This window comes from Salinivibrio sp. ML198 (assembly GCF_001996015.1).
Classification (GTDB): domain Bacteria; phylum Pseudomonadota; class Gammaproteobacteria; order Enterobacterales; family Vibrionaceae; genus Salinivibrio; species Salinivibrio siamensis.
The window spans coordinates 172,486-196,073 of record NZ_MUEZ01000001.1 but is presented as its reverse complement, the minus strand read 5'-3'; the positions used below and the strand labels follow the sequence as shown (position 1 = coordinate 196,073).

Here is a 23,588-nt window from a genome sequence, read left to right as displayed (position 1 = left end):
CAATGTCGTAAGCCCGCTCTCACTGGCTTATCTCGTGCAAAACGGCGCAGTTCTTACCCTGCTTTTTAGCTTGATACATGGCTTTATCGGCATCAACAATTTCACTGTGAGGCATACCATTTGGGTAGTAAGCCACGCCCAAACTCACTGTGACGGGCATAGATGGATGATTAAATAGTGCAAGGCTTTGTCTTGATATCTCGTTGCACAGCAGTTTGCCTTGCGCCACGGCACGCTCAGCGGTAGAAAAATACTGCAGCACGGCAAACTCCTCTCCCCCGATCCTTGCCACCACGGCGTCATTGGGTAATAGACTCCGCGCTGTTTGAGCGACAAAGCAAAGCACTTCGTCGCCATGTGCGTGGCCGAACCCATCGTTAAAGGCTTTGAAGTCATCAATATCGAACACCATCAGGGTTATTCCCTTGACTTCGCGCATTTGGCTATATAGGCACTGATAGAAATAACGTCGGTTGTGAAGATGAGTGAGAGAGTCAGTAATCGCTTGCGCTTGCAGTAAGTCATTGGCTGCTTGCAGCGCATGCGTCTTCTGTTTAACCGTTCTTTTCAGTAAAAAGATATAGCTGATGCCCACTATCACACCAAAGGCGATTAGCGTTGGTAACAAATACGCGGGATAGACGGTCTCGACATCGTAATATACCCAGCGATTTAATAGCCGCCGCTTGGTTTCATCGTCGAGCCAAGCAAATTTATTATCAACTTGATTGAGTAATGCCGTCTTCCCTTTCGCAAAACCGGCATATAACATTTCTGTATAGAGGTGCCTGACGGGTATAAACAAATTTTGGTTAGTGGTGGTATAAAGGTGATAATTGGCGACTTGCAGATCGGCGACGAATGCTTGGATGTCTGCAGATAACGCTGCATCAAGCATGGCTTGGTTATTCGGGAAGAGCTGTAGCGTTACGTCTGGAAATTCGGTTCTCATAAACTCTTCTTCGTACCCGCCTTGCACAACACCGACTGCGTGGTCGGTGTCGCCCGCTAACACATAATCTGCCGATACGCCCGTGAGAGTTTGGCTGAAGAACACTTGCGTATCGATGCTAAAAAGTGGGGTGCCGAAATCCATAAACGCTAACCGTTCTGGTGAGCGAAGTAAGCCTGCGTGAACATCGGCTTGACCGCTTCGCACAGCATCAATCGATTGTTGCCAATCAGTTAGCACAAATTCAATTTGATAGCCGTTACGTTTGCCAAATTCTTTCCAAAAATCAATTAGGATCCCTTTTGGCTCTTGATTGCGGTCAAGATAGGAAAATGGTCGCCAAGCATGCGAGTTCGCCACTTTTAAAACAGGGCTTTGTGGCTTGGACTGTTGGTTTTGCTCAGCGTCAACACTCAGCGTGATGGTCAAGAGGACGCCAATGCTCAGAACCACAACGATGATACGAGTCACCACATATAACACCCCAGAATGCCGCATAAACAACCCTTGAATCTGGCAATGGCTAGAAATGATGGCGCGCAATGCATGCGACCATTACTACCAGTATATGAACAAAACATTGGCAGCTGGGGATAAATGTCACTTTTTCCGCAAAACTGAGAGGGTAGTGCGTTCGTGATGATACACCCGATTGTGGCAATGCCAGCGGCATGAGGTGGCGCTCCGAGCGTTGCTAAGCTGGATGCGCCGCATTGTTATCCGTTATTGTTTGGCACCGTGCTCAGCGAGCACGCGAGCGTTGACCGTTTGAAACGGATACGACGCAAGTGCGCCAAAACCAGGTATTGTCTTCGCCTTGATTTTGGTATGAAGCGGTGAAGACAGCCCGAGTAAAAAACGTGTCGTTGCCGCGTGACTTGGCGTGGCATCGCAAGCGGCGGCGAAGTGCTGGCACCATGATGATAATGCCTGCACATCGATCGCGGGTAATTCAGGGCGTGGGGGTAGCTGAGCAATATGTCCTTGGCATACCGAACAATGGCCACAAGTAGTTGGCGCCGCGTGATCGCCAAAGTAGTCGGCAAGGCGCTGGCTAATACAGGTTGAAGAGGCCAATAAAGCCAGTAATTGGTTGATGCGGGCCAGTTCGCTCTCTTCCTTTTTAGCAAAAAGGTTATGTAATTGTTCAGCCTGCGCTTGAACATCAATCTCATGGGGACTGACCGAAAAGACTTGCGTGGCCTGTTGGGTGGCAAGTGATATCCAACCTTGCTCGTGAAAATAGTCCAGTGCCGCTAACGCGCGCTTTCTCTCTGCCCCAAAGCGTTGCCACAGTTGTTGGAAATCCATCTTGTACCAGGTTTTAGCTTTGACCGCGCACGTAAATAGTTGGGCGACAAATTCGCGCCGCTCACCCTGAAATTTAGCCGTAATGGTTTCTGGTGACTCAACGGATTGGAACTTCACATCGGCAAAATAACTGTATTGGCTGGTGATTACACCGGCCATTTCTAAATAAACCAGCAAGGTTTTAAGCGGCAAAAGCCGTATATTATACGTCCGTGATAGACTGTGTAGCATGACTTCCCATTGTTGACCGGCTTGTTTTATTTCTTCCAGTAGCCCCTGGATCGCCGTTTTGTCTGGCGTATCGCCGTAGATAAAATTTTCCAGTACATTCAGGCTTGATTGGTTGGCGAGCACAGTGCACGTTGCCTGGTGGCCATCTCGTCCCGCGCGGCCAATCTCTTGGCTATAGTTCTCGATCGATTTAGGCAAATCAAAATGGATGACACGTCGGATATCAGCCTTGTCGACCCCCATACCAAAGGCGATGGTCGCGACAATACATGGTGATCGGCCCGCCATAAAGGCTTCTTGTATTGATACACGCGTATCGTGACTCATACCGGCATGGTAAGCCGTCGCGGGGATATGCTGGGTTTGTAGCCACTGGGCGACATCCTCGGCGGTTTGCTGCTGGGTGACATAAATGACAGTTGGTAAGAGGGGAGCAGGCTGCAACTGCTCAACCAGCGCTTGCCGTTTTTGATCCTCTTCCACGGCGACCACATTCAGGTAAAGGTTGGAGCGATAAAACCCGGTTAATGTCGTGTTACTTGCTGGGATCGCGAATTTTTTTTGCATGTCCTCGACAACCGCGGGTGTCGCAGTAGCGGTGAGAAGCAATACCTGAGGAATATTTAATTGCTGTCGATAAGCGGGGAGTTTGAGGTAATCGGGGCGAAAATTATGTCCCCACTCAGAGATACAATGTGCTTCATCTATGACCAATAAAGAGATCGGGATAGGGGTAATAAATTGGCGAAAGCGTTCGTTGTTTAACCGCTCGACCGAAATCATCAGGACTTTGATATCGCCGCGACGGATCTGCTCCATCACTTGTTTAGTTTGCTCGGGAGTCTGTGTGGAATCAATGGTAGCGGCGGCAATACCTTTACGGCGCATAAAGGCGATTTGATCATGCATTAATGCTAGCAAAGGTGAAATCACTAGGGTTAAGTTGGGCAGTTGCGTGGCTGGTAGTTGATAGCACAATGACTTACCTGCACCGGTAGGAAAAATCGCACAGGCCGACTCCCCTTGCATTATCTGAGAAATCACCGACTCTTGTCCTGCACGAAATGATGAAAACCCAAAAACGTGCTCAAGTGCCTTGGTCAACATACCGCCTCTCCCCGTTTTTAACCCAGCGTTTTTTATAAATCGAGAAGAGACGGTATCGGTGACACGTTGGCGTTGCAAGCACAAGCGATGACGAGTGCGAGCGACTCCAGCATCTTTTTCAAGCGGAAAAGATGTCCTTGCTTGAGGTGACAACCATTACAACGCCTTAACTAATGCTGCGATGTGATCCCAGTTGCGCGCGTCAATCAACTTGGCAGGGACCATCCAAGTGCCACCACATGCAAGCACCGAAGGTAATGCGAGATAATCGCTTACGTTCGCCTCACTCACGCCGCCGGTTGGCATAAAACTCACGGGATACACGGCAGATAATGCTTTTAACATCGCAATGCCGCCTGAAGCTTCGGCAGGAAAAAACTTCAACGTATCCAGCCCCAGCTCCATGGCTTGCTCGACTAAGCTGGGGTTGTTGATCCCAGGGATGATAGGAATGCCGCGTTGCTGGCAATGTTTTACTGTGGTTGGGTTAAGCCCAGGGCTGACAATAAAATCGGCGCCTGCGTCAATTGCGGCGTCGACTTGGGTTGCAGTGAGTACCGTGCCGGCACCAATCAGCATATCGGGATAGGCATCGCGCATGAGACGGATAGCACGGGCGGCCGCGTCAGTGCGAAAGGTAATTTCAGCGCACGGTAGGCCGTTATCGACCAAGGTTTTTGCTAGCGGCACAGCATCATCCGCATTATTAATCGCAATCACTGGCACGATGCGAATTGCCTTAAGGCGTTGATTCAGTTCAGTCATGGGGGTTCCCTTACAGTAAAACGCTTAATAGCGCTACGATAACAAACGCAATGGTCCCGAGCAGGGTTTCCATCACAGTCCAAGTTTTAAGTGTGGTTTTTTCATCCATTTCGAGTAGGCGCGATACCAACCAAAAGCCCGAGTCGTTGAAATGCGATAAAACGGTCGCCCCACCAGCAATCGCGATGACAATAAAGCACACATCCAGTTGGGATAAACCCACAGTATGCGATACGGTGGGCGCGATAAGTGCGGCCGTGGTGGTGAGAGCAACGGTGGCAGAGCCTTGTGCAACGCGCAAGCAGGTAGCAATAACAAATGCGGCCAATATTATCGGCATGCCCGTGTCTGACAGCATGGTGGCGAGTGCTTGACCGATACCGCTCGCGCGCAAGACGCCACCAAACATGCCGCCCGCGCCAGTGACCAAAATGACGGCACAAATTGGCGCTAACGAATCGGTACACAGTTTTTCCATTTTACTTTTGCCCAGTTTTTGGCCAAAGACCAACAAGCAAGTTAATAGGGTGATCAGCAGTGCAACGGGTGTTTTACCCAGCATACGCAAGAAGCCGACCCATTGATGTTCACCGTTGACCATGCCAGCCACACTGAGTGCGTTCAGACCCGTATCGAGGAAAATGAGCAGTACAGGGAGCAGTAAAATCATCAACACAGTTGAAAAGGCAGGGTAATCCTTTTTGCTTTTAAACATGACTTCAGTGTTTAAAAAAGCCTTTGCGAGCGGAATGTTGAACCTCTTGCCTGCATACAGTCCGAATAAGTAGCTACCCAAATACCAAGTAGGAAACGAAACCAGAAGCCCAACGACTAAGAGCAAGCCCATGTCTGCGCCGAGTAAATCTGAGGCTGCAACGGGACCGGGATGAGGGGGGACAAAGGTATGCATAACTGCAAACGCCCCCGCGACCGGCAAGGCGTATTTTATCGGTGAGCCACCCAAGCGTTTTGCGACGCTAAACATGATGGGCATCATTACAATCAGCCCCGCGTCGAAAAAGATAGGAAAGCCAAAGAGCAAAGAAGCAATACCGAGTGCTAATGGGGCACGTGCTTCGCCAAACCGAGCGATCAGCGTATCGGCCAAGACATTCGCACCGCCGGTGACTTCGAGAATTTTGCCTATCATGGCACCCAGCCCGACGAGTAAGGCAACTGATGCGAGGGTATTGCCAAACCCTGTCATCATGGTTGGCACCACGTTATCGATCGGGATTCCGGTGGTGAGTGCAGTGGCCAAGCTGACCAACGTCAGCGATGCAAAAGCATGTACCTTAAGTTTCATTATTAGTAGTAATAACAATGCGATAGCGCCCAGTGCTATCAAGAGCAGAGTCGTTGGCTCAGGGCTTTGTGCGAGTAGTTCCATGGCTCACCTCTTCCGACTAAGATGTTTTGTGTCAAACGTCACAAAGTTAAAAGTTACCGGTAACATGTTACCGGTAACCACACTAAGATAAAGACAATTATTAAATGCATGACCAAAAATGAGATCTGGTTAAAATCTCGCTAAGGAGTTGGTATGGCAATTGGTAGTGTGATTGTGATGGGCGTGAGTGGTTCTGGAAAAAGTACGCTAGGCGTGAAATTGGCACAGCGCTTAGACGCCAAGTTTATCGATGGTGATGATTTACACCCACGCGCAAATATCGAGAAAATGGCATTGGGACAGCCTCTCAATGATAGAGATCGAGAGCCTTGGCTCGAACGGCTCCGTGATGTCGCGTTTAGTTTGGAGCAAAAAAACGAATTCGGTGTCATCGTTTGCTCTGCGCTTCGACGTCAATACCGAGATAGGCTTCGTGAGGGAAATAAGAGCGTCACTTTTCTTTTTCTAGATGGTAGCTATGAGTTAATTCTTGAACGTATGCGAGCGCGTAAAGGCCACTTCATGAGAACCGAAATGCTTGACAGTCAATTTGCCGCTTTAGAAAAACCGACGGGGATTGAATCAGACGTGATTTCTGTTGATATCAACCGAGACATCGAATCCTTAACAAAATACGCAGCGTGTCTCATTACTCGTCAGCAAGAGGTGGCTTGATGGTGCACTCTAACGTTGAAGCGGTGACTAAAGAGCTACGCCAACGCAGCGAGTCTGCGCGCACCGCGTTTTTACGCCAAACTCAGAGACAAGCCGATATGGGAAAGACGCGTGCAAGCTTGTCTTGTGGCAATATCGCACATGCGGTGGCCGCATCGTGCCAGCAAGATAAACAGCACATGCTGGATATGACCACCGCCAATGTGGCAATTATCAGCGCTTATAACGATATGCTTAGCGCGCATGCGCCCTATGCTGACTATCCCGATCAGATCAAAGCTGCTCTGCAGCCTTTGGGCCATACGGCGCAAGTGGCAGGCTGTGTGCCCGCGATGTGTGATGGGGTGACGCAAGGTCAGCCGGGGATGGAGATGTCGTTGTTTTCACGTGATGTGATTGCGCAGGCGACTGCGATATCGTTAAGCCATAATGTCTACGATGCCACACTGTTGCTTGGCGTATGCGATAAAATTGCACCGGGGCAACTGATGGGCGCACTTGCCTATGCGCACTTACCGACTTTATTTGTGCCCTCTGGCCCGATGTCCACAGGTACAACCAACGAGGAAAAAGTGGCGGTACGTCAAGCGTATGCAGCCGGTGACGTCGGTAAAGAGGCATTATTGGCGATGGAATGTCAGGCCTATCACAGTCCGGGGACCTGCACCTTCTACGGCACGGCTAACACCAATCAACTGGTGCTTGAAGCTATGGGGTTAATCCTCCCCGGCGCCGCGTTTGTCGCCCCGAACTCGGCGTTGCGCCACGCGTTGACTTGTTATGCGGCGACAGCGTTAGCATCCCAGTGTGCGGGAAGTGCGACTTACCGACCACTCTGCGATGTGGTGACGGAAAAAAGCGTCATCAATGGTGTGGTCGCGTTGCTGGCTTCAGGCGGCAGCACCAACCATACCATCCATTTGGTGGCCATGGCGCGAGCAGCAGGGATCATCCTGACGTGGGAAGATATTGATACATTGTCCCATGTGGTTCCGTTACTGACTCGAATGTATCCTAACGGCCCGGCTGATATTAATGCTTTTGAAGCCGCTGGAGGCGTCCCAACGTTGATGGTGCACTTACATGCGCTTGGGTTATTACATGACGATACCTTACCTGCCGTCGGCCAATTTAGCGATCAATTGACCACACCACGATTAGACCAGGGGCAGCTTGTTTGGGAACCTGCCGCACCATCAACCGACACAGGGGTTATAGCGGCTTCCGGCTCGCATTTCAGCTCAACCAGTGGATTACGCATGCTCTCTGGCAATATGGGCAACGCGGTGATCAAAGTCTCCGCGGTGGCTCCCGCACATCGCGTGGTTTGCGCGCCTGCGCGAGTGTTTGACTGTCAGCACCAGGTTGAGCAGGCCTATCAAAGAGGGGAGTTCAACCAAGACGTGGTTGTGGTGGTACGTTTCAATGGCCCAGCCGCTAATGGCATGCCAGAGCTTCATAAACTCATGCCTATTCTTGGTAATGTGCAAAAGATGGGATATCAGGTTGCTCTAGTGACAGATGGACGGTTATCGGGGGCGTCAGGTAAGGTTCCTGCCGCTTTGCACGTCTGTCCAGAAGCCATGCATGGCGGTGCGCTGGCCGTTATTAAAGATGGCGATCTGATCACATTGGATGCCAATGCTGGCGTATTGACCTGTCATGCTGACTTATCCCTGCGTCCTGTGACAGAACCGCCCCAAGCGACCAATACATGGGGCCGTGATTTGTTTGCTGCGGCGCGTCAGCAGGTGTCACGCGCTGATGAGGGGGCGACGTATTTATTTCCTTCACCGCGTGCATAAGCCATAGTGTGTCATCGCACGGTGTATTTCGTTGATGCGTTATGTCACATAAATGGGCTAATACTTGGCGAAATAGTGAGGGCAGCACACTACCGGTTGTGATACAGCAAGCGAGATGATGGTTTCGTAAACGCCTGGACTTAGCCGTGGAATGTGAGGCGCTAAGGGGCGACCTTTCCACGCAGGGCTTTAGTTTGGCTCTTACGTTTTTTAGCATCCACGCGGCGTCGTTGTGAGGCCTTGGTAGGTTTGGTGGGTTTACGTTTTTTCTGCTCTACCATCGCGCCTTTGATCAACGCCTGTAAGCGCTCTAGCGCGTCTTCTCGGTTTAGCTCTTGGGTGCGGTAGTTTTGCGCTTTTATGACTACGACGCCCTCTTTGGAGATGCGCGAATCAGACAGAGCCATTAATCGGGCTTTGTACGCATCAGGCAGTGACGAGGCTTGGATGTCAAAGCGCAGATGAATGGCGCTCGATACTTTGTTGACGTTTTGCCCGCCTTTCCCTGCGGCGCGGATGGCCGTGAGCTCAATCTCATTGTCGGGAATTGCCACCTTATTCGATAGAGTGAGCATTCAACCTCTCATGCATGAAGAAAGGGCGCAGTGTACACAGACTAAGGCCTGCGGCGCAAATAGACCGGCAGGCCAGAGTGGCTGAATCTGCGCGTTAGGGGAGATCAAACACCAGTGCTTGGCTGGTTTCGTTGCCCTTATTGCTAAAGGTTACGTGATGGATATCTTCAATCTTTGCGCCATCGCCTGGAGCCAGAGATGTCGTTTCAACGTCGAGCGGGCCCGCGACTTGATGTACATAGGCATGGCGTCCTGCCTCCAAAGGCAAGGTAACCGATTCACTGGGCGGTAGAATCAGCTGTAGCAAACGCGCATCTTGTTTGATGCGTAAGGTGCCATTTTCTCCGGTTGGGGTCGCGATGACGGTAAAGCCAGCCTGCTTACCAAAATCTTTTTGCTGATAACCCGGCTCCCCGCCTTGCTCATTGGGCTCAATCCAAATTTGTAGAAAGCGCAAGGCTTGGGTTGATGAGGCATTATACTCGCTATGATAAATACCGCGCCCAGCCGACATCAGTTGGAACTCGCCAGCCGGTAGGGTTTGTCGGTTGCCTTGACTGTCTTTGTGCTCTATTTCCCCTTCCAGCACCAGACTGATGATTTCCATATCACGGTGTCCGTGGGTATCAAAGCCTGCGGCGGGCGAGACGATATCATCATTGATCACACGCAGTGCAGAGAAACCCATATGATGAGGATCGTAATAGCTACCAAATGAAAAAGTATGGCGGCTTTGTAGCCAGCCAAAGTTGGCCTGACCGCGATCGCTGGCATGACGGACGGTAATCATAATGCTTCTCCTCACTGATTCGATGTTGAACAGCGGTGACGCTGAACAATAGCTGCAGTGTAGAAACAAAAACGCCGTGCGAACACGGCGTATGATTGAGCATCTTGTTCTAAAAAATAGAACGACAATGAGGACAATGGTAAGCGATGAAGCTAGAAATAAAAGTAGTTAGTAATATGGCCACTCATCTCTTCGCTCTCCCAATGCTGATAGCGTGCTTTACTGCGGATAGACCAATCCGAAGTAACACGCCAGTTCCATGTCATATCCACTTGTGAATGTGACAGCGAATCACGATTAAGTAGGGGGAGAGATTGGGCTTGTAAACCGAGGCGGTGGTCATCAGCAAGCTGCCAAAGCAAGCCAGATTCAATCCCTGTTGCAATATTTAGCTGGTCATCACTGGCATCGCCATGTGAGAGTGCCGTGGACCACAGAGCGTAAGCATGGAGACCATCGGCCTCGCCCCAAGACTGACCGATGCCGCCTTGCGCAAACCAACGACTGGATGGCTCTCGCGCAGTAGGTAGGCGATCAAAGCCCGCGCGGATATTCCACGACAGGCTAGAAAAAACCGGCTTTTTCGGGGCGATTGTCATGGCATCGATCAGATAGAGCTTATCTATCTGTGTCTTGCCGTCTTCATCATGACTCATTGCCACATCGACAAAACTGATTTGTGCGCCGGGGACAAAGCCATCTTGAGGATCCAGTAAATCATGATAAGCCGCGCGCCATTCGAGTGTTAACGCATCTGGGCGATGCTTTGATGCCCTTGCGCCAATTCCTACGCGTGTAGAGCCGTGTCCTTTGTCCGGTGCGACACTGGTATTAGCGACGGGTTCAAATGGAGAGACGGCGCTAACTTGGCTCCGTAATGCAAGTAGCTTAGTGAGACGCTGTGCATAAGGGTCTCTAGGCAGCCCTTGATCATAGAAATCAAAATTGAGCCATTCGTACGCAAATTCATAAATAGCTGCCAGCTGCTCCGCACTATATTGTTTGTGGTCAGGAAAATCGCCATTTTTGGCTTTTTGTGCTGCTTCAAACACGATTGGAGACGTCTGCTGCGACATGTTTAACAACCGGGTGCCAAATGACGCCCGGAAGTTGGGCGTTTCAATCAAATCATTATTGGCGAGCGTTTTAACCGTATCTGAAGGAATCGCTTGAAAAGGAAAGTCACTGACTAATCGCAGCTCTTCGCGGGCCAGCTGTAGCAAGGCAAGTAGTTGGTATGAGCAGTTTTCATCGAGAAAGTAGTAATCGAATGTTGCGCGCTGCATTTCCCATAAGTGCAGGAGTACCCGGTTAACCTCTTGTTCGGAGAGGTTAAGGGCATACTCCCAAATATCGCGAGACTCAATGTCATTGTACTCTCGTACCTTACGGTAATAAGGCATGACGGTAAACTGTCCCGGATAGGCGCCAAACAGGCCTTTTGCGGCATACAAAGCAGCGTTATCACTTTCGTTTGGCTCGGCAGCAAAGTTGACGGCGAAGGCGACTAATTCTTTGTTTCTGGTCTGATCCTTGGCATCAATGCGTAGCAGGGTATGGCCGAACATGGATGACGGGTTATTCATAAATGCTGTCGGGAACACCAGCGTCATGGCTTCAGGATCAAGCACCTTTTTCCAGCGTTCAAGTTCGGGACAATCGAGTGTGGCAGTGCGCCCTGCTTGAGATTCGAGCCACGTATATCGTGCAGGATAACGGCACCGTGTAGCTTGTGCCACAGCAGTGTCGGCATGATAAAGCGCGTCAATGGTCGCCTTGAGCTCTTGTTTTGGCTCCGTTTTTCCGTGAGGAGAAAGGAAGAAGGTTTGAGAATCGATCGTACTCTCATAACCAGAAAATGTTTGAGGTAAATAGTGGCCAAGTTTAAGCCAATACGCGTGCTTAGCTAAATTAGGAATATCAAAGTCACTTTTCTCGGCAAAAGTAGGCGCGCTAAACAAACAGAGAATAATGAGACTAATAGGGGACGATAGAGAGGAGAAAGCGTTGAGAAGTCTCATATCAGTACAACGAGTTATATATGAAAACATGAAAGTGCCCGAGTAGGGCACTTTCGTACTCTATCCTAACCAAGCTGGAGAGGATGTTATTAGCGTTACATCACTTAGATTTTATACGCTGCAAGCTGCTCATTTTGAGCCACAACCGTGTTTAGGTTGGTAAGTACTTCCTGTGAAGTTACTTGCTCTGAGGTCACGATTGACGCAAAGTTTTGCTTTGCAACATCGTTAAATGCTGCTTTGTCTGCATCTTTGATGCCCCATACTTCAGAAAGCGTTGCCAAGGTTTCCCCTTCACCACGTGCGATATCACGAGCTAGATTGTCCATATTTCCGTCGATGAACATAGCCAGTTTCTGCTGTGAATCAATGGTGCCTGTACCGTCACAGCCCAGAGTACCAAAGGTGATACCAAAGGTTTGGTTACCTGAAGTACCGTTAGTGGTGGCGCCGAGAACTTTGTAAACTTTGCCTTGTTGGCCATCAAATACCATTGTACCCAGACCACAACCGATATCAGAGTCTGCCATTGCAGCGCCTGATAGAGGAAGAGTTGCAAGAGCAGCGATTGCAATTAGTTTTTTCATGGTAATCCTTTTGATTGAAAATGTTGGCATTCGGCGTTTCTTCCCCATCCTTTTCTCAACTGTGAGAATATTAGACAGAGCGATGCCAAAAACTTGGTCTGACGATTCTATTGACTGTTTTGTATAATTTCAACTACACCCTATAAAACTTGGGGTTAGTCACCCAAAAATAGAAAATGAAAGCTACAAGGCCTTGTGTGGCCCAAAGCACTCATAGTGGAACTGTTCGTCAGGCACGCCAAGTTCGCGAAGTTGCGCTTGGATATGGCGCATAAAGCCAACTGGGCCGCAGAGATATACCTGCACCGTGGCGGGACTGAACGTATCGCTAACCGCAGTGAGATCCATCCATCCGGTATGATCAAAGTCTTGTCCAAGCGTATCTGCGGGTTGAGGTTGGTTATACCAAACGTGCGTCTGAATATGCGTGTGCTGACGCGCGAGAGTGCGAACAGGATGATTGAAAGCATGCAGTTTGCCGTTCTCGGTAGCATGCAGCCAAGTTACAGATGCGTTGTGCTCGGTAAGGCTTTCTAGCATCGCCAACATTGGCGTTATGCCCACCCCGCCAGAAATTAATACCACGGGCGTATTCGGATCCACGTTCAGTTTGAGATCGCCCGCCGGTGGGGTGAGCATCACAGTACCACCAACGGCTAACTCATCATGTAAGTAATTAGAGACCTGACCTTGTGGCTCCCGTTTCACCGAGATCTGATAATGCTTGCCGTTCGGCGCGTGTGACAAACTGTATTGGCGAATTTCTTGATGTTCAAAGCCAGTATGATTGACCACGATGCCAATGTATTGCCCGGCCGTAAAAGGCGCGACGGGCTGACCGTCTTGAGGGGCAAATACAAAACTGGTGACCTGCTCACTTTCAGGACGTTTTTCAATCAAAGTAAATGCTCGCTGCCCTTGCCAGCCACCAATTTGGGCGTGGCTATCTTCATAAAGCTGCCGCTCTTTGGCGATAAATACATCCGCGAGCACTTGATAGGCCTCAGCCCACGCATCAAGCACGGCTTGTCCCGGCGAAAGCAGCTCATCAATGGTGGCCAACAAATGCTGACCGACAATCGGATAGTGCTCGGCTTTGACCAGCAAACTCGTGTGTTTGTGAGCAATTTTCTCTACCGCACCCAGTAAAGCGGGCAAGTTGTCGATGTTCTGTGCATAGGCACAGATTGCGTTAAACAGTGCTTCCCGCTGATCGCCATTTTGCTGGTGGCGCAGATTAAAAATGTCTTTTAGTTCAGGGTGATGGTGGAATAGCCTTTGGTAAAAGTGGCTTGTCAGCTTCGGGCCAGTTTCGGCGAGTACAGGAGCAGTTGATTTCACAATATCAATGGTTTGTTGGCTTAACATCAGCGTTTCTCTAAACATGTATATTTAATGCATGTTTTAAGTTGTATCTCAAATATATCTTTTGATCAATAGAAGACTTACAATTTGGCGGGGCAGCAAGAGGCGCACATGCAACTAACTAGCTTTACAGATTACGGACTTCGCACCTTGATTTTTCTGGCGTCCTTGCCAGAGGGTGAGCTCACCAACATTACTGAGGTGACACGCTTGTTTGGGGTGTCACGCAATCATATGGTGAAAGTCATCAACCGTTTAGGGCAGTTGGGGTATATTCAAACGGTGCGTGGGAAGAACGGGGGGATTCGTCTACTGCAAGCGCCGACCGCGATTACCGTGGGGCAAGTGGTGCGCGATCTTGAACCGTTGGAGCTCGTCAATTGCTCGGTTGAGTTTTGTCATATCACCCCAGCGTGCCGTTTAAAAGAGCGTTTAGCGAAAGCCAAGCAAGCCTTTTTAGAGGAGTTAGATGCATGCACCATCGATGCGCTTATCAACGACAATCGCGAGTTAATGATACTGCTCACTCGCCCCTAAATGTGCAAGGACAGCACTAAGTAGAGCTTATGGCTAATTCCGCTTTAACGCGCGCCGCCTCGACGCCATCTGCTTCAAGTCGCAACAGTAAAAATCTGACTGTTCTGTGGGAACTCATCGCGTTTATTCGCCCTTATCGCTGGCAAGTGAGCGCGGCATTGCTGGCCTTGGTGTTTACCGCGTCATTGACGCTCTCGGTCGGACACGGCGTTCGCCTTTTGATCGACCAAGGCTTTGCACAGCAATCACTGGTTGAGCTGGGGAATGCGGTAAAGTTTATTTTGCTGATCACGGTATTGATCGCGATCGGTACCTTTTTCCGGTTCTATCTGGTGTCATCGGTGGGTGAACGGGTCAGTGCCGACATTCGCCAAGCGGTGTTTGATCATGTGATTGGCCTACATCCGAGCTATTTTGAAACCCACGGCAGTGGCGAAATTATGTCACGGATCACCACAGACACCAGCTTGCTGCAAAATATTATTGGCTCCTCCTTTTCCATGGCAATGCGCAGTGCACTGATGTGTGTGGGCGCCATCATCATGCTGTTTGCCACCAATATTAAACTGACTTTGATTGTGCTGGCCTCCGTACCTTTTATTTTGGTGCCAATACTTATCTATGGTCGTCGTGTGCGGGCGTTATCGCGGCAAAGCCAAGATTCGATGGCGGATGTGGGCAGTTATGCCGGTGAAGCCATCACCAATATTAAAACCGTGCAAAGCTTCGCGGTAGAAGATCACGCCAAAGCCGCATTTGGTCAAGAGGTGGAGCGCGCCTATCAGATCGGACGCGAGCGCGTCAAACAACGAGCCATTCTTATTTCCGGCGTGATCGTGATTGTGTTCAGCGCCATTACTGGCATGTTGTGGGTTGGCGGTCGCGATGTGATTCAAGGTACTATGTCAGCAGGGGATCTAGGCGCGTTTGTGTTTTTCGCCATCATGGTTGCCTCTTCGATGGCTACCTTGTCGGAAGTGATGGGGGAGTTGCAGCGCGCGGCAGGCGCGACGGAGCGCTTGGTGGAGCTGTTGCACGTGCAAAGCCATATTCGAACTCCCGCCACCTCGCCGAGTGTCGATGCCCAATCATTAAGCAATGATATTCGCTTTGAAGCGGTACATTTTCATTATCCCACGCGTCCCCATCAAGCAGCGATTGATGCGTTGAACCTTGTGATTCAGCCCGGTGAAGTCGTCGCCTTAGTCGGACCGTCGGGAGCGGGGAAAACTACCGTATTTGAATTACTGCAACGCTTTTATGATCCGCAGTCAGGTGCGATTAGGCTGGGCGGGCAAGATATTCGTCGCTTACCCCCGCAAGCGTTGCGCCAACAAATGGCACTGGTGCCACAACAACCCGCTCTGTTTAGTGATGATGTAATAGGCAATATTCGCTACGGCAGGCCAGGCGCCAGTGAGCACGCCGTCAAAGAGGCGGCAATTCAAGCGCACGCCGATGAGTTTATTCAGCAATTACCGGACGGCTACAACAGCTTTTTGGGTGAGCGAGGCGTGCGGCTTTCGGGTGGGCAACGGCAGCGAATCGCGATTGCCCGCGCGATTCTCAAGGACCCGCGAATTTTATTGCTCGATGAAGCCACCAGCGCCCTTGATAGCGAAAGTGAATATGCGGTGCAGCAAGGCTTGGCGGCTTTAATGCGGGATCGAACTACCTTGATTATCGCTCACCGCTTATCGACCATTCAGCATGCTGACCGCATTGTCGTGATGGATCAAGGCAAGCTTGTTGATGTAGGCAGCCATACCGACCTGCTGGCACGCTGCCCTCTGTACCAACGCTTAGTAAAACGGCAGTTTAGCCATGTCTCAAATGGCTAAGCGTTGTTTTCCAATTCTTTGATTTGTTGGTCAATCTTTTCTGCTTCTTCGGTGAGCAGTGAATAACCACGGATGTCGCCGTTGCGCTGCGCCTGGAAGGCTTGTTGCTGCTTAGCTTCGTACTGCTTTTTAAGCTTTTTAACCGGATTCGGCTTTAAAAATGAGAGCATGTCGCGTCCTTTGTTGATAACTGACATGCTCCATTACGGTGTAAGGGTGGACTTGGATGATAAGCGGCCTTTGTTTAGCGGCTCAAAGTGAGTGCGCGATAAAACCTTGTGCAGGAATGTCAGCGATTAATCATTAAAAAAGTCATCAATTATCGCTTGGTACTCTCCGGTGGCTTTCATGTCTGCTAACGCTTGATCTAATTGGTCACGTAGGGCTGATAACTCTTGCGCTTTAGAAAAGGCAATGTAACTAGGGGTGTCTTCGATAGGATGGGGATTGATCTCGACAACATCCTTCATATCGAGCTGGTTAACCAGGGCGCGTGCGCCAAAATGGTTGCTGAGCCACAGGCGTGCTCGGCCACTTTCCAACATCCGAAGGCACTGTGGTGCGCGAGTCAGGCGGAAAACCTGATCGAATTGATTTTGCGCCAAGGCAGCATCCATCCGGCTGCCGTAACTGACTTGGTTGATCACGCAGACGGAGTAAGCGCCAAAATTGAACGATTGAATCGCATCTTCAGAGAGACTGACATCGGGGCGATGAACAAAGCGGATCCCTTGTTGAAATAAAACCTGCTGAGAGTAATCGAGAAACGCTTCGCGCTCAGGTGTTTTGAAAATGGTGAATATGCCATCCGCTAAGCCAGTTCGGACCTGATAGAGTGCTCGCGCCCATGGCAGTACTTCAATTTCTACCTCATAACCGAGCTTGGCAAAAGCTTTGCTGACAACCCGCACCGCTACACCATCGATGGCGCCATCGGCGGTTTGAATGTAAGGCGGGTATTCGAGCGTGACTAAACGCACAGTTGGCGTAGCCGCATGGACCAAGCCGGTCATTCCCAACAGCAGTATCACCAACAGCACGCGTACAACAGGGCGTCGACATGAACTCAGCAAGGCTTAATCACTCTCAGTGAAAAGGTGTATTGCCTTAAGTTTAGCCAGCAAGCAGTAAGACGGGAGAAAATTTCGCTGAGCAAGGTATTGCGGAGAGCGGGATTAGCCAAGGCTGTCACTACAGGCTGTTGAACCGCAACGGTGGACACATGGAGCAATAAAAAAGGCGAACCGAGCGGCTCGCCTTTCGTTTATCAAGTTAGTTTTTAACTTGGTTATCTGTGACTAGTGGATTACTCATCCATATAGCTTTCAATGCTAGGGCAAGAGCAAATCAGGTTACGGTCGCCGTAGACATTATCGACACGGTTGACCGATGGCCAGTATTTGCTTGCCTTGTTATGGGCGGATGGGAAGCAAGCCAGCTCACGGGAATAGGCGTGAGACCACTCGTCTGCCATCAGATCCGCTTGGGTGTGAGGCGCATTGACCAATGGGTTGTCTTCCAGCGTCCACTCACCGTCTTGCACCTTGGCAATTTCCTCGCGGATGGCAATCATGGCATCACAGAAGCGATCCAATTCTTCTTGGCTTTCACTTTCGGTCGGTTCAACCATCAGAGTACCCGCGACCGGGAATGACATGGTCGGCGCGTGGAAGCCATAATCCATCAAGCGTTTGGCGATGTCTTCTTCGCTGATGCCGGATGCCTCTTTGAGTGGGCGAATGTCGATAATACATTCGTGCGCAATGCGTCCGTTTTTACCGCGATAAAGCACGGGGTAGTAGGGACGCAAACGCTCCATCACATAGTTGGCACTGAGAATCGCTAACTCGGTCGCGCGCGTTAGGCCTTGTTCACCCATCATGGCAATGTACGCCCATGAAATAGGCAAAATCGAGGCACTGCCCATTGGTGCGGCCGACACGGCAAATTCATCACCTTGCTCCACATGACCGGGAAGGAAAGGCGCAAGGTGCGATTTTACCCCAATTGGCCCCATGCCCGGTCCGCCACCACCGTGGGGAATACAGAAGGTTTTGTGCAGGTTGAGGTGCGAAACGTCTGAGCCAATGTAGCCCGGAGTGGTCAGCCCCACTTGCGCATTCATGTTGGCGCCATCCAAGTAAACTTGACCGCCAGCCTCGTGTACCAGCTCGCACACTTGCTGCACGGTTTCTTCGTACACACCATGTGTCGATGGATAGGTGATCATAATGCACGAGAGCGCATCGCGGTGTTTATCGATCTTGGCTTTCAGATCGTCAATGTCGATGTTGCCATCGTCATCGCAGCCAACTACGACCACTTTCATTGAGACCATCGCCGCGGAAGCAGGGTTGGTACCGTGGGCAGAGCTTGGGATCAAGCACACGTTGCGATGACTGTCGCCACGGCTTTCATGGTAGCGCTGAATCGCGATTAAGCCCGCATACTCCCCTTGCGCACCTGAGTTCGGCTGCATGGAGATCTCATCGTAGCCGGTGATTTCACACAGCATGTCACGCAGTGATTTACCCAGTGTTTGATAACCTTTGGCTTGCGCCAGTGGCACAAACGGGTGCAGGGCACCAAATTCTGGCCAGGTGACGGGGATCATCTCGGCCGCGGCATTCAGCTTCATGGTACAGCTGCCCAATGGGATCATACCGTGGGTAAGGGAGAAGTCTTTGTTTTCCAACGCCTTCATATACCGCATCAGCTTGGTTTCACTGTGATAGCGGTTAAAGACGGGGTGCGTTAGATATGCACTGGTGCGGCGGCATGCGGCAGGGATCGCGGCAAATTCATCGGCTTCAATATCGCTCGCCACGCTTTCTGCATTGCCTTGACCGGTGAGCGCGGTAAGCAATTGATTGACCTCTGCCAGCGTGCTCGCTTCATCGAAACTCACGCCCAGTTGGCCATTTAATTTACGCAAGTTAAAGCCGGCATCCTGTGCTTTTTGATACAAGGGGTCGGTTTGCTCGCCCGTGTTGAGCGTGACGGTATCAAAGAAGCTGTCGTGGGCAAGGCTCAACCCCGCCGCTTGGACCGATTTGGCGAACAGTGCGGTGAGATGATGCACTCGGCGGGCAATCTTCTTCAAGCCTTCAGGGCCGTGATACACAGCATAAAAAGCGGCCATGTTAGCCAGCAGTGCTTGGGCGGTACAAATATTGGAGGTCGCTTTTTCACGGCGAATGTGTTGCTCGCGCGTTTGCATCGCCATGCGCAGGGCTTGGTTGCCTTTGCTATCGACCGATACGCCAATCACGCGGCCGGGCATGGTGCGCTTGAGCTTGTCGCGTGTCGCCATGAAGGCGGCGTGTGGGCCACCGTAACCCATGGGCACGCCAAAGCGTTGTGCCGACCCAATCACTACATCCGCGCCCATTTCACCCGGTGCTTTGAGCACAGTGAGTGAAAGCAGATCGGTGGCGACCGCAACCAGCGTCTTCTTGCTTTGTGCGTCTGCAATCAGCGTGCTGAGATCGCGCACTTCACCGGTGGTGCCCGGATATTGGAGCAGGGCACCAAATACGTCGTACTGACTTAGCTTGTCCGCGTGATCAACAATGATGTCATAGCCGAGGAAATTGGCGCGCGTCTTAATCACGTCCAAGGTTTGTGGATGCACATCACTGGCAACAAAAAACGCGTTGCCTTTGTGCTTGCCGCCACGCTTACACAGGGTCATGGCTTCCGCTGCGGCAGTGGCTTCGTCGAGCAGCGACGCGTTGGCCAAATCCATCCCCGTTAAGTCCATTACCATTTGCTGGAAGTTCAGCAATGATTCTAACCGGCCTTGCGAGATCTCGGGCTGATATGGGGTATAAGCGGTGTACCAACCCGGATTTTCCAGCACATTGCGTAAAATAGGCGGTGGGGTATGCGTGTGATAATAGCCTTGGCCGATCAGGCTGCGCTTAATGGTATTTTGCGCGGCAATGTCGCTCAGTTCCGCCAACATCTGGGTTTCGCTTTTGGGGGCGCTGAGGTTTAGCGGCTGTGGCAAGCGGATATCGGCAGGGACAGTTTCTTCAATCACATGCTCGAGGCTGGTGGCATTGATCGCCGCCAGCATCGCGCTTTGTTGCTGAGTATCTGGGCCGTTGTGGCGAGCGATAAAGTCATTATCGGCCACCAGGCTATCGAGTAAACGAGTATGCGTCATGATAGTCGTCCTGAATTAGTCGTCGATGGCGGCGGTGTATGCGTCCGCGTCCATTAGATGATCCAAATTGGTGTCGTCAGCGAGTTTAATTTTGGCAATCCAGCCTCCTTCAAAGGGCGCTTCGTTAACTAGCTCTGGGCTATCTTCAAGATCCTCATTGACGGCAATGACTTCGCCATCGACCGGGGCATAGATATCAGACGCTGCCTTCACCGACTCCACCAATGAGAAGCCTTCACCTTTTTCAGTACTGTCGCCAACCTCGGGCAGATCGACAAACACGACATCGCCCAGCAGGCCTTGGGCATGATCGGTGATCCCCATGGTCACCGTGCCATCGCCGTTGTCTTTGACCCACTCATGGCTTTCAGAAAACTTTAGTGTCGCGTCCATTTGTTACTCTCCTGCGTTTAATGCGAGCTGCTCAGTCGTTGAGCGATTTACAATGTAAAGTGAGGCGGTCTGTGGATGACGATACCGCCTCCTGTGTCTTCATAACGTACGTGTCAATGGTATTGGCTAAGTCGTTGCAAGACTGTTTATGGCTTCGCGCCGCCATTTATTGGCGATATAGCGGGAAGCGCGCGCACAGCTGTTGCACCTCTTTACGAATGCGTGCCTCGATATCGGCATTGCCCTCTGGCGCTTCGACTAAGGCGTCCAGCACATCACCAATCCATTCTCCGATTTGGCGGAACTCCTCAGTGCCGAAGCCACGGCTAGTGCCGGCCGGTGTGCCAAGGCGAACGCCTGAAGTAATCATGGGTTTTTCGGTATCGAAAGGGATGCCGTTCTTGTTACAGGTGATGCCAGCGCGTTCTAACGCTTGCTCTGCTTGGTTGCCTTTTAGGCCTTTTGGACGCAGATCGACGAGCATCAGATGGGTATCGGTGCCACCTGTAACAATGTCGCAGCCACGTGTTTGTAGAACCTCGGCCAGGACTTTGGCGTTAGCAACCACTTGATCAATATACAATTTAAACTCAGGCTCCAGCGCCTCACCAAATGCCACCGCTTTGGCGGCAATCACATGCATCAGTGGTCCCCCTTGCAATCCGGGGAATACCGCTGAATTGATCTTTTTGTTGATGTCTTCGTGATTGGTGAGGATCATCCCGCCGCGCGGCCCACGTAAGGTTTTGTGGGTAGTGGTGGTGACCACATGTGCATGGGGCAGTGGCGAAGGGTGTGCGCCGGTGGCCACTAGGCCAGCAATGTGTGCCATGTCGACCATTAAATAGGCACCCACTTCATCGGCAATGGCACGGAAACGAGCGAAGTCAATATGGCGAGGGATCGCACTGCCCCCGGCGATGATCATCTTCGGTTGATGTTCACGAGCCAGCACTGCGACTTCATCGTAATCAATTTCTAGGCTGTCTTTGCTCACGCCGTATTGCACAGCATTAAACCATTTACCGGATAGAGCAGGGCGCGCGCCGTGAGTGAGGTGGCCGCCAGCATCGAGTGACATACCTAAAATGGTGTCACCGGGTTGCAGTAGCGCCAGCATGACGGCGCCGTTGGCTTGTGCGCCCGAATGCGGCTGTACGTTGACATACTCACAGCTAAACAGCTGTTTGGCGCGGGCTTGGGCGATGGCTTCAACTTCATCAACGTGCTCGCAGCCGCCATAGTAGCGGCGGCCCGGATAGCCTTCGGCGTATTTATTGGTTAAGCAGGTGCCTTGTGCTTGCATCACGGCTTGCGAGACGATGTTCTCCGAGGCGATCAGTTCGATTTGTTGTTGCTGACGTTTGTGTTCGGCCTGCACTGCCGACATCACAGCGCCATCGGATTCCGATAAGTTAGTGGAGAAAAACTGCTCCAATTCTACATTCGGGTAGCTCGGTTTCATTGCGCTTTCCTTGTTGGCGATGGTGGCTAACAGGCCACGACGTTAATCGGGATCACATTGGTGGCGAGGCCACCTTGTGAGGTTTCTTTATATTTACTCATCATGTCGAGCCCGGTCTCATGCATGGTTTTGATCACGCTATCAAGCGAGACGTGGTGCTCGCCGTCGCCACCCATGGCTAATCGGGTAGCGTTAATGGCTTTGACGGCGCCCATGGTATTGCGTTCTATACAGGGAACTTGCACCAAGCCATCGATGGGATCACAAGTGAGACCAAGGTTATGTTCCATACCAATCTCTGCGGCGTTCTCAATTTGTTGATTACTCGCTCCCATCGCCGCGGCTAAGCCGCCAGCTGCCATGGAGCACGCCACGCCAATTTCTCCCTGACAACCGACCTCTGCGGCCGAAATAGAGGCATTGGTCTTGTACAAAGAGCCAATAGCCGCAGAGGTGGCCATAAAGGTACGGATCCCGTCTGGGTTATTGGGCGACACAAATTTGTCGTAATACGCAAGCACGGCAGGGATCACGCCTGCCGCACCATTGGTTGGGGCGGTGACCACACGACCACCGGCGGCATTCTCTTCGTTGACCGCCATGGCAAATAGGTTGACCCAATCATTGGTATCTGTGGGTAAGCCATGGGCTTGTTTATCGTGAATGGCGTCGTACATGCCTTTGGCACGTCGCTTAATGTTTAAACCACCCGGCAATACGCCACCTTGTTTAATGCCTCTATCGATGCACTCACGCATCACTTGCCAGATATGATCCAGTCCCTGGTTAACCGTGTCACGTGTGGCGCCACTATCGTGATATCGCGCGCGTGCCACTTCGTTAGTAAACATCAGCTCACTGATGGTCATGCCCGTTTTTGCACATTGGTCAAGCAACTCCGCCGCACTATTAAACGGGTGAGGAGGGACAAAATCTGTTGCCAATGCATCGGTTTCGCCTTCTTCCACCACAAAGCCACCGCCGACAGAGAAATAGGTCTTGCTGGCCAAACAGTCACCGGCTTTATCGTATGCACTGACTGTCATCCCGTTGGGGTGCGCGGGCAGTACTTGCTCATAGTGAAAGGCAATATCTGCCTGCCAATTGAATGGGATGTAGTGGCGTCCAGCAAAGGGGAGTTCGCCGCCGTTTTTGACCAGCTTGGTCATGGTATCGATTTCATCTGACTCTATGGTCGCGGGCATTTCGCCCATCAATCCCATCACACAGGCGACATCGGTGGCATGGCCTTTCCCGGTGAGCGCTAGTGAGCCGTATAAGTCCACTTTGACACGTTCGATGTCGGTCACTGAGAGCGTTTGTGCCGCGTATTGCGTAAAGCGTGCACAGGCCACCATCGGGCCTACGGTGTGGGAACTTGAAGGCCCGACACCGACTTTGAACAGGTCAAACATGCTGTGACTCATGGCCTGTCTCCTCAATCAGTAAGGTACGTTTTTGTCATTATTCATGCTGTCTTACATCGAAGATGTCGACATTGCTTCACGTTGCACTCAACAGTCGCGATCGATGAATACGCGCACTGTTGATTTAAACATTTTGTTAACGTACCTAAGCGTTCACTTTTCCGCAAAATAAATTTCCAA

Annotated in this window: 19 protein-coding genes; 4 read left to right on the top strand and 15 right to left on the bottom strand. The window is 51.1% G+C overall.

Annotation, left to right across the window (positions count from 1 at the left end; translation table 11 throughout):
- Nucleotides 1–19: 19 nt before the first annotated feature.
- The 4 genes from BZG25_RS00820 to BZG25_RS00805 form a co-directional block, all read right to left on the bottom strand.
- Nucleotides 20–1,450, bottom strand: a complete 1,431-nt coding sequence (locus BZG25_RS00820; RefSeq protein ID WP_077578447.1) for a diguanylate cyclase — start codon at nt 1,448–1,450, stop codon at nt 20–22.
- A 225-nt stretch (nt 1,451–1,675) separates the two neighbouring features.
- Nucleotides 1,676–3,601, bottom strand: coding sequence for an ATP-dependent DNA helicase RecQ (locus BZG25_RS00815; RefSeq protein WP_077638361.1), 1,926 nt, complete (start codon nt 3,599–3,601; stop codon nt 1,676–1,678).
- A 156-nt stretch (nt 3,602–3,757) separates the two neighbouring features.
- Nucleotides 3,758–4,366, bottom strand: a complete 609-nt coding sequence (locus BZG25_RS00810) for a bifunctional 4-hydroxy-2-oxoglutarate aldolase/2-dehydro-3-deoxy-phosphogluconate aldolase (protein ID WP_046075694.1) — start codon at nt 4,364–4,366, stop codon at nt 3,758–3,760.
- Between the two features lie 10 nt (nt 4,367–4,376).
- A complete protein-coding gene (locus BZG25_RS00805; RefSeq protein WP_046075695.1) occupies nt 4,377–5,756 on the bottom strand; it encodes a GntP family permease in 1,380 nt (459 codons plus the stop codon).
- Between the two features lie 153 nt (nt 5,757–5,909).
- Between BZG25_RS00805 and BZG25_RS00800 the strand changes: the two genes are divergently transcribed.
- Both BZG25_RS00800 and edd read left to right on the top strand, forming a co-directional pair.
- Nucleotides 5,910–6,431, top strand: coding sequence for a gluconokinase (locus tag BZG25_RS00800; protein WP_046075696.1), 522 nt, complete (start codon nt 5,910–5,912; stop codon nt 6,429–6,431).
- Nucleotides 6,431–8,236, top strand: a complete 1,806-nt coding sequence (gene edd, locus BZG25_RS00795) for a phosphogluconate dehydratase (RefSeq protein WP_077638360.1) — start codon at nt 6,431–6,433, stop codon at nt 8,234–8,236. Before BZG25_RS00800 ends, edd begins: the two co-directional genes overlap by 1 nt.
- Before the next feature lie 161 nt (nt 8,237–8,397).
- On the opposite strand, the gene arfB is transcribed toward edd, so the two are convergent.
- From arfB to hmpA, 5 genes are all read right to left on the bottom strand, one after another.
- Nucleotides 8,398–8,811: an alternative ribosome rescue aminoacyl-tRNA hydrolase ArfB gene (arfB, locus tag BZG25_RS00790; RefSeq protein WP_077520596.1), complete on the bottom strand. Its 414-nt coding sequence runs from the start codon at nt 8,809–8,811 to the stop codon at nt 8,398–8,400.
- Nucleotides 8,812–8,905: 94 nt separating this feature from the next.
- Entirely contained in the window at nt 8,906–9,601 is a 696-nt protein-coding gene (locus BZG25_RS00785; protein WP_077578442.1) for a pirin family protein, read from the bottom strand.
- A 152-nt stretch (nt 9,602–9,753) separates the two neighbouring features.
- Nucleotides 9,754–11,622 (bottom strand): DUF4105 domain-containing protein, encoded by a 1,869-nt coding sequence (locus BZG25_RS00780; RefSeq protein ID WP_077578441.1) that lies wholly within the window; start codon nt 11,620–11,622, stop codon nt 9,754–9,756.
- A 104-nt stretch (nt 11,623–11,726) separates the two neighbouring features.
- Nucleotides 11,727–12,209 (bottom strand): DUF3015 domain-containing protein, encoded by a 483-nt coding sequence (locus tag BZG25_RS00775; RefSeq protein WP_077578440.1) that lies wholly within the window; start codon nt 12,207–12,209, stop codon nt 11,727–11,729.
- 183 nt (nt 12,210–12,392) lie between these two features.
- Nucleotides 12,393–13,577, bottom strand: coding sequence for an NO-inducible flavohemoprotein (gene hmpA / locus BZG25_RS00770; protein ID WP_077638359.1), 1,185 nt, complete (start codon nt 13,575–13,577; stop codon nt 12,393–12,395).
- A gap of 108 nt (nt 13,578–13,685) precedes the next feature.
- Here hmpA and nsrR point away from each other — a divergent pair, with 108 nt between their 5' ends.
- Nucleotides 13,686–14,111, top strand: a complete 426-nt coding sequence (nsrR, locus tag BZG25_RS00765; RefSeq protein WP_069360987.1) for a nitric oxide-sensing transcriptional repressor NsrR — start codon at nt 13,686–13,688, stop codon at nt 14,109–14,111.
- A 29-nt stretch (nt 14,112–14,140) separates the two neighbouring features.
- Nucleotides 14,141–15,952: an ABC transporter transmembrane domain-containing protein gene (locus BZG25_RS00760; RefSeq protein ID WP_077638358.1), complete on the top strand. Its 1,812-nt coding sequence runs from the start codon at nt 14,141–14,143 to the stop codon at nt 15,950–15,952.
- Here the strand turns inward: BZG25_RS00760 and BZG25_RS00755 are convergent.
- The 6 genes from BZG25_RS00755 to BZG25_RS00730 all read right to left on the bottom strand — a co-directional run bounded on the left by BZG25_RS00755 (nt 15,949) and on the right by BZG25_RS00730 (nt 23,408).
- A complete protein-coding gene (locus BZG25_RS00755; RefSeq protein WP_106406577.1) occupies nt 15,949–16,122 on the bottom strand; it encodes a DUF6435 family protein in 174 nt (57 codons plus the stop codon). The two genes, BZG25_RS00760 and BZG25_RS00755, sit on opposite strands and share 4 nt — an antisense overlap.
- Nucleotides 16,123–16,248: 126 nt before the next feature.
- On the bottom strand, nt 16,249–17,025 hold the full coding sequence (locus BZG25_RS00750; RefSeq protein ID WP_131826101.1) for an ABC transporter substrate-binding protein: 777 nt from the start codon (nt 17,023–17,025) through the stop codon (nt 16,249–16,251).
- A 233-nt stretch (nt 17,026–17,258) separates the two neighbouring features.
- Nucleotides 17,259–20,123: an aminomethyl-transferring glycine dehydrogenase gene (gene gcvP, locus BZG25_RS00745; RefSeq protein WP_077638355.1), complete on the bottom strand. Its 2,865-nt coding sequence runs from the start codon at nt 20,121–20,123 to the stop codon at nt 17,259–17,261.
- 15 nt (nt 20,124–20,138) lie between these two features.
- Nucleotides 20,139–20,516: a glycine cleavage system protein GcvH gene (gcvH, locus tag BZG25_RS00740; RefSeq protein WP_074214574.1), complete on the bottom strand. Its 378-nt coding sequence runs from the start codon at nt 20,514–20,516 to the stop codon at nt 20,139–20,141.
- 166 nt (nt 20,517–20,682) lie between these two features.
- A complete protein-coding gene (locus tag BZG25_RS00735; protein ID WP_046075706.1) occupies nt 20,683–21,981 on the bottom strand; it encodes a serine hydroxymethyltransferase in 1,299 nt (432 codons plus the stop codon).
- A gap of 26 nt (nt 21,982–22,007) precedes the next feature.
- Complete coding sequence (locus BZG25_RS00730; protein ID WP_046075707.1) at nt 22,008–23,408, bottom strand: L-serine ammonia-lyase; 1,401 nt, start codon at nt 23,406–23,408, stop codon at nt 22,008–22,010.
- Between the last annotated feature and the right edge of the window lie 180 nt (nt 23,409–23,588).